At 61.3% G+C, this 12,432-nt stretch carries 11 protein-coding genes; 9 read left to right on the top strand and 2 right to left on the bottom strand.

Features of this window, described 5'->3' with window-relative positions:
- Position 1: 1 nt before the first annotated feature.
- From AOQ71_RS04670 to AOQ71_RS04655, 4 genes are all read left to right on the top strand, one after another.
- Complete coding sequence (locus AOQ71_RS04670; protein WP_057742537.1) at positions 2–1,063, top strand: branched-chain amino acid ABC transporter permease; 1,062 nt, start codon at positions 2–4, stop codon at positions 1,061–1,063.
- Between the two features lie 27 nt (positions 1,064–1,090).
- The gene (locus AOQ71_RS04665; RefSeq protein WP_057742534.1) at positions 1,091–2,419 is read left to right on the top strand and encodes an ABC transporter substrate-binding protein; all 1,329 of its coding nucleotides are present in this window, start codon (positions 1,091–1,093) and stop codon (positions 2,417–2,419) included.
- A 65-nt stretch (positions 2,420–2,484) separates the two neighbouring features.
- Positions 2,485–3,291 (top strand): ABC transporter ATP-binding protein, encoded by an 807-nt coding sequence (locus AOQ71_RS04660; protein ID WP_057742562.1) that lies wholly within the window; start codon positions 2,485–2,487, stop codon positions 3,289–3,291.
- A gap of 33 nt (positions 3,292–3,324) precedes the next feature.
- Positions 3,325–4,521, top strand: coding sequence for an acyl-CoA dehydrogenase family protein (locus AOQ71_RS04655; protein ID WP_057742531.1), 1,197 nt, complete (start codon positions 3,325–3,327; stop codon positions 4,519–4,521).
- Between the two features lie 34 nt (positions 4,522–4,555).
- Here the strand turns inward: AOQ71_RS04655 and AOQ71_RS04650 are convergent, their stop codons facing one another.
- A complete protein-coding gene (locus tag AOQ71_RS04650) occupies positions 4,556–4,765 on the bottom strand; it encodes a hypothetical protein (protein WP_057742528.1) in 210 nt (69 codons plus the stop codon).
- 275 nt (positions 4,766–5,040) lie between these two features.
- Positions 5,041–5,943, bottom strand: coding sequence for a LysR substrate-binding domain-containing protein (locus tag AOQ71_RS04645; protein ID WP_057742525.1), 903 nt, complete (start codon positions 5,941–5,943; stop codon positions 5,041–5,043).
- 138 nt (positions 5,944–6,081) lie between these two features.
- Here AOQ71_RS04645 and AOQ71_RS04640 point away from each other — a divergent pair, with 138 nt between their 5' ends.
- From AOQ71_RS04640 to AOQ71_RS04620, 5 genes are all read left to right on the top strand, one after another.
- On the top strand, positions 6,082–7,050 hold the full coding sequence (locus tag AOQ71_RS04640) for a hydroxymethylglutaryl-CoA lyase (protein WP_057742522.1): 969 nt from the start codon (positions 6,082–6,084) through the stop codon (positions 7,048–7,050).
- A 7-nt stretch (positions 7,051–7,057) separates the two neighbouring features.
- Positions 7,058–8,242: a CaiB/BaiF CoA transferase family protein gene (locus AOQ71_RS04635; protein ID WP_083513934.1), complete on the top strand. Its 1,185-nt coding sequence runs from the start codon at positions 7,058–7,060 to the stop codon at positions 8,240–8,242.
- A gap of 41 nt (positions 8,243–8,283) precedes the next feature.
- The gene (locus AOQ71_RS42020) at positions 8,284–9,219 is read left to right on the top strand and encodes an MFS transporter (RefSeq protein WP_245316713.1); all 936 of its coding nucleotides are present in this window, start codon (positions 8,284–8,286) and stop codon (positions 9,217–9,219) included.
- Between the two features lie 130 nt (positions 9,220–9,349).
- Positions 9,350–9,658: a hypothetical protein gene (locus AOQ71_RS47165; protein ID WP_245316712.1), complete on the top strand. Its 309-nt coding sequence runs from the start codon at positions 9,350–9,352 to the stop codon at positions 9,656–9,658.
- Positions 9,659–10,033: 375 nt separating this feature from the next.
- The gene (locus tag AOQ71_RS04620) at positions 10,034–11,854 is read left to right on the top strand and encodes an NEL-type E3 ubiquitin ligase domain-containing protein (RefSeq protein WP_057742513.1); all 1,821 of its coding nucleotides are present in this window, start codon (positions 10,034–10,036) and stop codon (positions 11,852–11,854) included.
- Positions 11,855–12,432: the final 578 nt, after the last annotated feature.

Genomic DNA, 12,432 nt, shown 5'->3' with positions numbered 1-12,432 from the left:
GATGACCACGCCCATTCGTTCCGCTGCTGTGCGCTGGTTCACGCCGAATCGCTTCGGCCTCGCGGTTTTGCTGATCACCGCCTACGCCGTCATTCCGTTCGCGGGCTCCGACTACCTGTTAGATGCGGTGCTGACGCCGTTTCTCGCGCTCGCGCTCGCGGCTCTGGGCCTCAACTTGCTCACCGGCTATGCGGGGCAGGTCTCGCTCGGGTCGGCCGCGTATCTCGCGGTGGGCGCTTATGCCGCCTATAATTTCAATCTGAGGCTGCCTGGCCTGCCGTTTCTCGCCAGTCTCGTGGCCGCAGGCTTTGTCGCTGCTGCGGTGGGGATCGTATTCGGTCTCCCAAGCTTGCGACTGCGCGGCTTCTACCTCGCGGTGTCGACGTTGGCGGCGCAGTTCTTTGTGCAGTGGGCGCTCACCAAGTTCGGCTGGTTCTCGAACAATAATCCATCCGGCGTGATCGACGCGCCGCCGCTGGCGGTGGCCGGCCTGAGCTTCTCCGGCGCAGTCGGGCGCTACGTCTTCTCGCTGACCGTCGTCGTTGTTGCGACGCTGCTCGGGACCCGGCTGCTGCGCTCGCAAGTCGGGCGGAACTTCATGGCTCTACGCGACCACGAGGTCGCGGCCAAGGTGATCGGCGTACCGCTGCTGCGCACCAAGCTGCTCGCCTTCGGGGTTTCGTCGTTCCTGATCGGCGTCGCCGGGGTGCTGTGGGCCTTCGCCTATCTGCGCACCGTTGAGCCCGCCGGCTTCAACCTGGACCGCTCGTTCCAGATCCTCTTCATGATCATAATCGGCGGCCTGGCCTCGATCCGCGGCGCGTTTCTCGGCGCGGCGTTCATCGTCGTATTCCCGCTGCTGCTCTCGCGGTTTGGCGCCGCACTGCTCGGCAACGTCTTCGATTCCGGCGTGCTGGAGATGAGCCAGCGCATCGTCATCGGCGCACTGATCATTGGCCTACTGATCGCCGAGCCGTGCGGCTTGATCGCGCTGGTCGATCGCGTCGCGGACAAGATCCGGCGCCGAGTTTTCCCTCCGCAGTCCCGTCCCATTCACAATTGAATTGTCTCCTGAATGAAAGGAAAATTTATGCTCCTGTCCAAATCTCTCCGCACTGCTGCGCTTGCCGCGGCGCTCGCCATCGGCGCTGCGCTGCCGGTTTACGCCGATGAGCAGTTTTTTCCGCTGCAGAGCTACCGGGTCGGCCCCTACGCGGCCGGCGGCACCGGCTTTTTCGGCGGCTTCATCGACTATCTCAATCTGGTCAATATCCGCGATGGCGGCGTCAACGGCGTCAAGCTGACCTGGGAGGAGGGCGAGACGCAGTATGAGGTCGAGCGCGGCGTTGAGGTCTATGAGCGGCTGAAGAACCATCCGGGTGTTGCGGCCTGGAATCCGCTTTCGGTCGGGATCGCCTATGCGATGATCGATCGGATCACCAAGGACAAGGTGCCGTTGATCACCATCAACCACGGCCGTACCGATTCCACCGACGGTCGCGTGTTCCCTTATGTGTTTCCGCTTCTGCTCAATCCCTACAGCGAAACTTCGGGTATCGTGAACTACATCGCCACGCGCGAGGGCGGCACCGATAAGCTCAAAGGCAAGAAGATCGTCGTGCTCTATCACGGCTCGCCCTATGGCAAGGAGACTATCCCGATCTATCAGCTTCTCGCCGACAAATACGGCTTTTCCCTGGAGCAGATCGAAGTGCCGCATCCCGGCAACGAACAGCAGTCACAGTGGCTATCGATCCGTCGTGCTAAGGCCGACTACGTGGTCTTGCGCGGCTGGGGCGTGATGAACCCGGTGGCATTGAAGACGGCGCAGAAGGTCGGCTTCCCGGTCGATCACATCATCGGCAATGTCTGGTCGAATTCGGAGGAGGACGTCATTCCCGCGGGCGATGCTGCCAAGGGCTATGTCGCGATCACGACGCAGGCCTCGGGCGCCGAATATCCAGTGCTGCAGGAGATCATCAAGACCGTCTACGGCGCCGGCAAAGGCAATCTCGACGACAAGAAGCGGATCGGCAGCGTCTATCACAACCTCGGCATCGTCAACGGCATCCTCAATGTCGAAGCGATCCGGATCGCCCAGCAGAAATTCGGCAAGCGCACGCTGTCCGGCGATGAGGTGCGGTGGGGCTTCGAGCATCTGCAGCTCGATCCGGCGCGAGTCGAGGCGCTTGGCGCCAAAGGGTTGTTCCATTCCATCAACGTGACCTGGGACAATCACGAAGGCGATGGCCGCGTGACCTTCCAGCAGTGGGATGGCGTGAAGTGGAAGGTGGTGTCGGATTGGATCGCGCCCGACTGGGCTTCACTGCGGCCGACCATCGAGAAGTCCGCGGCGGCTTACGCGGCTGAACACAACATCAAGATCCGCACCTCTGACGACACGGCAGTCAGCGAGTAAAAGGGACCCGAGACGACCAGGAGCCGGTGCGCCGGTTCCTGGTCCAGAAAATCCGGATCATCACCATGAGCGATCATCTTCTCATGCTCGAAGGCTTGGCCGCGACCTACAATCATGCCATTCGTGCCCTGTCCCATGTCTCGCTTACGGTGCGCCGCGGCGAGATCGTGGCCCTGCTCGGCGCCAACGGAGCGGGCAAGTCCACCACGCTCAAGGCGATTTCCAATCTGCTGCATGCCGAGCGCGGTCAGCTCACGCACGGACGCGTCGTGTTCGACGGGCGCGATACCGCCGCGCTCACGTCCGCCGATCTGGTGCGCCTCGGTCTGGTCCCGGTGCTGGAGGGCCGCCACTGCTTTCGTGCGCTCAACGTCGAGGAGAACCTGGTGGCCGGGGGCATTGGAGGAGGCTTGTCGCGTGGCGAGATCGCGGCAGGACTTGAACGCATCTACACATTATTTCCGCGCCTGAAACAGCGCCGGCGCTCTGCCTCGGGTCTCACCTCGGGCGGCGAACAGCAGATGACAGTGATCGGCCGCGCCTTGATGTCGCGCCCGCGGCTCCTGGTGCTGGACGAACCGTCGATGGGCCTTGCGCCACTTGTGGTCGAGACGATCTTCAGCACGCTGAAACGGCTCAACCGCGAAGAAGGATTGTCGATCCTGGTGGCCGAGCAGAACTCGACAGTGGCGCTGCGTTACGCCGACAGCGCCGCCGTGCTCGAAGGCGGTTCGATGGCGCTGTCGGGCGATGCTGCTGATCTGCGCGGGCGCCCCGAGATCAAGGCGCTCTATCTTGGGAGTCCTGAGGAGAGCGCGGCACATCTTGCCGCCTTGCGCGGTCCGTCACCGGCCGATCACGCGGCCGCTTGAACAGTTGTATTGGAAGACAGTGAGGAGGCTATCATGAGCAAGAACAACCTGGCGCGCGCCGCAGAGAACGACATCTATTCGCGCCTTGACGAAGCGATAGAGACGACAGTCAAGCTCTATGCAGGGCGCAATGACCTCGAAGGCCGGTTTCCGAGAGAAAATCTTCAGGCTCTGGCTGCGGCCGGATGGACAGGAGTCCTCAACGAGCTCCGTTTCGGCGGACTCGGATTGAGCCATGGCGACTTCGCGGAGGCTGCTTATCGGATCGGTCTGCATGATGCATCGACAGGCCTCATTTACGTCATGCATGTCGGCGCAGCGCAGACCATCAACCTGTTCGGCAATGATGACCAGAAGGAGCGTTGGCTCAAAGCGAAAGGCGGCACTTTGCTCGGCACATATTCGACTAGCGAACGGGCGTCGGGCGGACATTGGTGGTACAACTTCTCCGAGGCTTCGCGCGACGGCGCCAACTATGTCGTCAACGCAGAGAAATCCTTCACTACGAGCTCGGGTCATGCCGATTTTTATGTGATGCAAACACGCTCTCCCGGCGCCAAGGACCAGACCGATATCTCTTTCTTTATCGTCGATGGCAAGGCGCCCGGAATCGAAGCCGGGCCCTGGGAAGCGCTCGGCGTGCGGGCAAATCATTCCGGACCGATCCGCTATACGGACGTCAAGGTTCCAAGCCGCGACCGGCTTGGCGCTGAGGGGCAGGGCAAGGAGATCATCTATGACGGTGTCTCTCCGGTTTATCTGATCGGTCTCGGGGCCGTGTGGGAGGGGGTCGCACGAGGTGCTCTCAATGCGGCGGTCGCCCATACATCGAGCTTCGTTCACAAGGACAAGAACAAGAACTTGTCGGACTATCAGGCGATCCGTCAGGAGCTCGGCGCAGCGAAGGTGCTGGTCGAAACGTTGCGACCATGGCGCAACGAGCTCGCCGCCAAGCTGGATGAGCTGTGGCACGCTGGAAAGCCGCAGAGCGAGATCCTGATTCCATTGACGGAGTTCAAGGTCCACGCCGCCGAGGTAGCCAACAAGGTGGCGGCTGCGGCGTTGACCGTAACCGGTGGTTACGGTTATCGGCGTGGGCCGATCGAACGGTCGTTTCGCGATGCCCGGGCCGGTATCGCCATGGGGCCGTCCAACGTAATCGCGCGGGACTGGATCGGGAAGTCCCTGGTCGGCCTGCCACTCGAGCTGTTCTACGAGGGAGGCGAATAGTGCAAGTCATGCTCGAGGTGTCATCTTCTGCCTTTCAAGTCAGATAGACGTTGAGCATGACGATGTCAGGGAGCCCGCAATTTCTGGTCGCCGGCATCCGGCCGATCTTGTCGAGGGGGTAGTCGCACTGCTTGGCGAAGTCGCCGCGAAAGCGGACTTGGAGCGCGTATTGCGTGGTGCTATCCTCGTCAGCGCCGACACCCCTAACAGAAATTGTCCGGCTTCGTCCCGCGATGGTGACCATGTCGCTAGAGTGCCCCTGATGCTAGGCGGCCAAATTGAAGGCGAGCTTGGAGAACTGAAGGTCATCAGCCCGCAAAGGCTGATGATAACAAGAGCAAAGAGCCAAGTGTCGCAAGAATTAGGGGCTCGAAGCCTGTCTTCACTACACTTCCGTAGCCTGTTGTGATCACGCGGGCTCAAACTACGTCGCGTTCCGGTCTTGGACCAGCAAAACGGCAAGCCTTCAGTCTAGCAAACCTAACCTCCAGATATGGTCTATCTGATGTTTAGATGGGTTCAGTCCGCTGTGACCGTACTGGACCCGAGCGTCACAAATCGCATCAGGTGATCGGACGCGCGGTCTTGATTGTAGGCGAGGTAGAGATCGCTCTTGGCTTCAGCCGAGGTCAGAGGGCGCCGCACGACATCGCTCACGACGATCTTGCCGTAGCATTTCGGCAGCACGGCAACCCCCAAGCCCGCGGCGACAAGGCCCAGAATGGCACCGCCGTCCTCGGCTTCCTGAACCACCTTGGGCGTGAACCCCGCGCTTCCGCAGAGATGCACGACATGGCCATTCAATCCTCGTCGGCTGGCATTTGCAAAGAAGATGAACGGCAGCGGCTTAAGCGCCTGCACGGCGATAGCGCCGCGCGCGCGCAGTAGCGGATGCCCCTTCGGTGCAAACAACTCCAGCGGGTCGGACCAGAGCCGGCGAACGGTTACGTTCTTGGGGAGCGGATATGTCGGGGAGGGTCGCAGGAATCCGAGATCCAGCCGCCGGCCGGTCAGCATCTCGGCCTGTTCACTGGTGGAAGCATGAAGCAGCTCGAGGTGTATCTCCGGATAGCTTTGCGAAAAATATCGCAAGATCTTCGAGAACGACGCGTGGATGGGAGCTGACCCTGTATAGCCGATGCGAAGCAGGCCCACTTCTCCGCGCGCAGCCCGCTGCGCCGTCCTCATCGCTTGATCGAGCTTAGCAAGCGCCTCGCGCGCCTGTTCAAGCAGGATCTGTCCGGCCTGGCTCAACTCGACGCCGCGGCGTTGGCGCAGAAAGAGCGGCGCGCCCACCTCATGCTCGAGGGCCTTGATCTGGAGGCTGAGCGGAGGCTGGCTGAGATTGAGACGGCGTGCAGCTCTGCTGAAGTTCAGCTCCTCGGCGACTGCGATGAAATAGCGAAGCTGTCGGATATCCATCCTGGTATTTAAGAATCATATGGGTAACGCCGTCAAATCAGTATTGGACGAAAGAGGAACACGGCGGCAATCCTGTGCTCAGCGCAGAAATCGAGGCGCAGTCGCGGCCGCGGTCGCGACTGCGCCGAGCGAGGATAGATGGCAGACCTGCCAAACGAAGTGGAGATCCAGGAGGAGGGCCCGCGCGAAGGCTTTCAGATCGAACCGGGACCGATTGCCTCCGCGAACAAGATTCGCCTCATCGAAGCTTTGGCGCAAACCGGGCTTCGCCACATCCAGGTTTGTTCCTTCGTCAATCCTCGCCTCGTGCCCGGATGGGCGGATGCCGATGACGTTGCCGCCGGCTTTCGGCCGGCCCCCGGTGTTCACTATGTCGGGCTCTGGTTCAACGACAAGGGTCTCGATCGGGCCCTCGCACATTCGGACAAGCTGACGCTTTTCGGGTCGGTTGCGCTGTCCGCCTCCGATGCGTTCACCCGCAAGAACCTGCATCGCAGCCACGCGGAAAACCTAGAAGCGATGCGCAAGCAGACCCTCCTCCATCTGGCGAAAAACGTTCCGGTGCGGCGGATCGGGGTTATGGCGGCGTTCGGCTGCAATTTCCAGGGCGATGTCACACCGGCGCAGGTGATCTCTGCCCTTCGCGACGGCTTTCGCATTGCCGATGAATGCGGTGTCGCGATCGGCAACATTTCCCTGTCGGATACGATGGGCTGGGCGACGCCGCTACGCGTCGAAAAGCTGCTCGGGGAGGTGCGAAGCAGGTGGCCGCATCAGCGGATCACGCTGCATCTTCACGACACCCGCGGGCTAGCGATCGCCAACGCGATGGCGGGCCTGCGCATGGGAGTGACGAAATTCGACTCGACTGTCGGCGGATTGGGCGGTTGTCCCTTCGCCGCGCACAAGGGCGCGGCCGGCAACATCTGCACCGAAGAGCTCGTGCTGCTTTGCGAGGAGATGGGGATCAGTACGGGCGTCGACCTCGACGCGCTGATCGAAGTCGGACGGATGGCGGAAGAGATCGTCGGCCACAGCCTGCCGAGCGAGCTACTCCACGCCGGAAGCCTCAATTCATTTCGGAGCAAAGCGACAGGTGTCCGCTAAGCCGCTTATGGGACTGAAGGTCCTTGAGTTCAGCCACACGATCATGGGGCCGTGCGCTGGCTTGATACTAGCCGATCTCGGAGCCGATGTGATCAAGGTCGAGCCTGCGCCTGACGGCGACCACACGCGCCGTTTGCCTGGATTTGGCGCAGGTTTCTTCGCCGGCTTCAACCGCAATAAGCGCAGTATCGCGATCAACCTGAAGCATCGCGAGGGACGCGCGACGGTCCATCGGCTGGTGAAGGACGCCGATATCGTCATCGAGAACTACGCGCCCGGCACGATGGAGCGGCTGGGATGCGGCTATGCTGACCTGGAAGCGATCAATCCACGTCTGATCTATCTGGCGCTCAAAGGTTTCCTCACGGGTCCCTACGAGCAGCGGCCGGCGCTCGATGAGGTTGTGCAGTTTCAGGCGGGGCTCGCCTATATGACCGGTCCTGCGGGGCGGCCGTTGCGCGCGGGTGCTTCCGTCAACGATATCGCAGGCGCAATCTTCGGCGCCACGGCCGCACTCGCAGCGCTTCGCGAGCGCGACGCGACCGGTCGAGGCCAACGGATCAGCAGCGCACTGTTCGAGAGCGCGGCGTTCTTCATGGTCACACACATGGCCGGCGCGGTCGCGAGTGGACACCCGCCAAAACCCATGCCGGAGCGCCACCATGCCTGGGCCATTTACGACGTTTTCAACACGAGCGACGATCAGATTTTCGTCGGCGTCACTAGCGACAAGCAATGGAACCGGTTCACCGAGGAATTTGGGCTCACCGCCCTCGGCGCTAATCCTGAACTCGCCACCAATGTCATGCGGGCGAGCCATCGCAGCTGGCTCATACCCGCCGTGCAGGAAGCGCTTACCCCGTTTTCGAAGGCGGTGATTGCCGCACGTTGCGAACGCGCGTCCGTCTCTTGGGCGCCAGTCGGTAAGCCGACGGACCTGTTCAACGATCCACATCTGACCAGTCATGGCGGGCTGATAGATGTTGCGATCCACACGGCCGAAGGCACAACAGAGATGACGCGACTTCCCGCCATGCCCATCGAATTCGGCACGGAACGCGAGCGACCTGGATTGGCGCGCCAACCGCCACGTCTAGGTGAGCATACAGACGAGATTTTGATCGATGCCGGCTTCGACGCGCGCGAGATCGAGAGGCTGGCAAGGGAACAAGTCATCGTCGTAATGCCGTAGGTCATGCGTGCTGAACAAGGAAAACAAGTCGAGGCAGAGGGATGATCAAGGGCATGCATGGGCCGGCGACACGAACGACCGCAACACCCGCGGATGGCAGCGGAGTGAGGGCTTTGAACACCGATAACCCATCGGCTGCGGCTATGATCAATGCGCGCCTTGACCGTCTTCCGATGAGCCGGCCGATCTGGAAGCTCGTCTTGATGGTCGGCCTCTGCGCCTGGTTCGAAATCTACGACATCTTCTTCACTGCCTACATCGGACCAGGCCTCGTCAGAAGCGGAATTTTCACGACCTCGACTACGAATTTCTTCGGCTTCGCCGGACTGGGAGCTTTCGTGGCCGCCATGTTTGCCGGCCTGTTCGTCGGAACGCTCCTGTTTGGCCAATTGGCCGATCGCTTCGGGCGCCGGGCCGTCTTCACGGGCGCGCTGCTCTGGTATATGGCAGCAGCCGCCTTGCTGGCCTGTCAACACAGCGCAGGGCGGATTCTCTTCTTTTGGTTTCTCACGGGAATCGGCGCCGGTGCCGAGATCGTTACGATCGACTCCTACACGACCGTGCTCGTGCCGGCGAATTCGCGCAGGAGATCGTTTGCCTTCCTACAGGCTATACAATTTTCCGTCGTTCCGACCGTCGCGCTGGTTGCTTGGTGGTTCGTGCCGACGGCTCCCCTAGGCTTTGACGGATGGCGCTGGGTCATCTGGATCGGATGTCTGGGCGCGGTGGCCGTCTGGTTCATCCGCCTCGGCTTGCCGGAAAGTCCGCGCTGGCTGGCGCAGAGAGGCCGTGTTGCCGAGGCGGACGCGATCGTTTCCCGGCTTGAACACGAGATCGTAGCGCGCACCGGTATGTCTTTGTCCGAACCGGAGCCTCATCCTCCCGTGGTCCAGGAGCAGAAAGTGAGCTTTGCCGAGCTGTGGCAATCCCGATATCGAGGCCTTACCATCATGATGCTGGTCTTCAACTTTTTTTAGTCGATTGGATACTGCGGCTTTGCAAGCTGGATTCCGACCCTCCTGATCGCCAAGGGCATCAACGTCACGGCACAGTCTGCTCTATTCCTTCGTGATCGCGATCGCGAATCCTATTGGACCGCTGGTCTCGATGTCATTCGCCGAGCGAATCGAGCGCAAGTGGATCGTGGTGGGATCCGCCTCATCGATGGCGGTCATTGGAATAATACTCAAGGCAACTGTTCCCCACGCGTATGCGCAGCCGTGCGATTGGTGTGGTCTATTCGATCAGCCGCATCAGCGCGATGTTTTCGGGTTTCCTGACGCGTTTTGCCTCCGCGATTACGGTGTGACCGGTGTGTTCGCCCTGATCGCGGGGGCAATGGTGTTCGTCGTTGTGACGATCGGTGTGTTCGGCCCGCGCACCAACGGACTAAAACTCGAGGTGGCTTCAGGGTAGCTGACGCACAGTGACAAGACGTCGAGAACGAAGCCATTGTGGTCGACATCGAAGGGAGAACACAAAGATATTCTCCCAAGAAATTCATTCAAGACCCGTCAGCTTGCCGACAGCAAAGCTCCTTAGCGTCAGAATGTGGCTATCGAAACTGGCCGGTCCCGCTTGATCTCTCCGCGATCTGGCAGGGGAGAATAGGATGGTCCGTTAACAATATCAGGCGATTCGACGGCCCAGATTCCCTACGGACGTGCAAAGTTCAGGCTGCAACTGCCGGCGGGTGAATTGGCGGCGTGTTCGGCGGACTGTCGCCGTCTGCGACGGCAGCTGTCGGATGCGAAAAGCAAATTCCCTTTGGCGACCTAAGAGGCGGCATTCATGGACACAGGGCGGGCCCAGCGGGGCACTGGCATTACACCCGAAGCTTCCGAGCGAGCCCATCGGCAGGGTTGCCTATGCGGTCTCGCCCGCGCCACAACGGAGTGGGTGGGGGCCTTGACCAGAGCGCGGGCCTCCAGCCCTGCCGGCAATCCAACCAACCCTCAGGCCCCCGCCACCGGAGAGATGTCACTGCACGGGCTCTTGGAAGGCTGGGCTGCCGAAGAGGGGCAGGGCGAACACGAGAACCGGCAAGAGGCGGTAAGACGAACGAGAGCTTTGTGCGAGGAGGTGGTCAATGTCGATCAGGCGCCGCCGCTGGATCTTTCATCGCTGTCCCTGACCACCCTGTCTGCCGCGCTCCCGGCCGGACTTCGATGCCTGAACATCTATAACAATCAGCTGACCAACCTACCCGATACCCTTCCGACAACGCTTCAGAGTCTCGACGTCAGTGGCAATCAGCTGAGCGCCCTGCCCGTCCTCCCGGCCGGACTTCGGCGCCTGAACGTCGACGACAATCAGCTGGACAGTCTGCCCGATATCCTTCCGGCGACGCTTCAGGAGCTCAACGCCTGCGGCAACCGGCTGACCAGTTTGCCCGAGACCCTCCCGGCTGGAATCCGGCAGCTCGACGCCGGCCGCAACCGGTTGACGACGCTGCCCGAAGCCCTCCCAAGCGAGCTCAATTGGCTCAACATCAGCGGCAACGAGCTGACCAGTTTGCCTAACACCCTCCCGGCTGGACTCGTGACGCTCTACGCCGATCACAATGAGCTGACCAGCCTGCCTGAGACCCTGCTGACGCAGCTGGGCTCAGAGTGCACCATTGATCTGGATGAGAACCCGCTGCCAGAGCGGGTGCGAACCAACCTCGCGGCAGCCATGAATGTCGAGGGCTATGCCGGCCCGCAGGTCTTCTTTTCGATGGGCGGCGGAGCGGCGGAAAGTCAGGCGCGGCCCCTCGCCGTGGCAGTCGCGGCCTGGCTCAAGGACGAGCCGGCGCTGGTGGTCGCGTGGCAGGGCTTCGCCGATGAACCGGGTGCCCAGGAATATTCACGCTTTCTCGACAGGTTGCAGCTGCCGGGCACCGTGAACCATGGTGATGCCGCGTTCCGGCAGGCGGTGGCAGACGGTCTACGGCATGCAACGACGAGGCCGCGATTGCGCGAGCAATACTTTCAGCTGGCCATCGGAGCGAACGAGACTTGCGAAGATCGCATCATTTTGACCTGGAACAGCATGCAGACCGCACGTCTGAACGCTGATGTCGAGGACGGGGCCTATGACGAGCGGCTCGACGAGCTCCTCCAACAGGGTCGCGTCATGTTCCGCTTGGACGCGTTGGAGGGGATTGCGCGCGAGAAGGTCCGTTCGCTCCGGTTCGTCGATGAGATTGAGGTTTATCTCGCCTATCAGGTCAAGCTGCGCGAGCCGCTGCAACTGCGGCACATCGCCCCCAACATGCGCTTTTACGCCGTCGCCCACGTCACAGAGCACGACATTGCCGCGGCCGAGATATTGGTGCGAAACCTAGAGACGACGGGATTCACTGACTATCTGGCAACCCGCTGGCAGCCCTGGGAGACGGTGGTGAATCGCATCGCACCCGAAGCCCACGCAGCGACGCAGAGGCGGCTCGCCGATGCGATGGACGGTGAGTTTCAAGGCCGCTTGGCGCAACGGCTCGCCGAATATCAACTGACCGGCGACGCCGATGCAGAGCGGGAAATCGGAGCCCAGATCCTCAAAGAAATCACTTGCGAGATCAAGGGCACGCTAACGCACCAGGTGCTCGCAGACCGGGGCCTCGTGCTGTGAAGCCCGACCCTCATAACTGAGGCGGCTCTCAATCCCTGTTGCACTGGCCCAGTCATGACGTCGGATCGACCATTCGCGCGCATGTAGCGTTGATCTGCCAAATGTCCGGATCTTCGCACCTGGCCGAGCCGCGCTAGTAGGGCCAGCCGTCGGGCCAGCAAGTCTTGCAGGCTATCGCGCGGCCGAAGAAGACCCAATCCTTGCGCTGATCGAACACGACCGGCAGCTTTCCGCAGTATCGTTAACCGCGGAATTGGATGGGCCTGAATTTAATGAGGCTGACGAAATCCGCCGGAAAACGGATGGCTCTCGATCGGCACACGCTGATCTTTTCAAAGCCACTCACGAGGGCGGGCACCCTCGCTCCAACCTGTTACGTCGCGAACCTGAAGGCATGAGGCTGTCTGAGGATCATGAGTGGCATCACGTAAGCCTAGCGGTGCATCGAAATATTGAGTGCGGCGCAAACGGCCGGTGGGCTCGTCCGAACGACGTCCAGATGTCCCTTGTCGTGCGATCAAGTTCGACCGATACACAGATCACCGTTTGTGACGCGGTAGGACCGGCTGCCGCGCCAT

It is taken from the genome of Bradyrhizobium manausense, assembly GCF_001440035.1.
Lineage (GTDB): Bacteria > Pseudomonadota > Alphaproteobacteria > Rhizobiales > Xanthobacteraceae > Bradyrhizobium > Bradyrhizobium manausense.
This window is presented reverse-complemented; position numbering and strand designations above follow the sequence as displayed.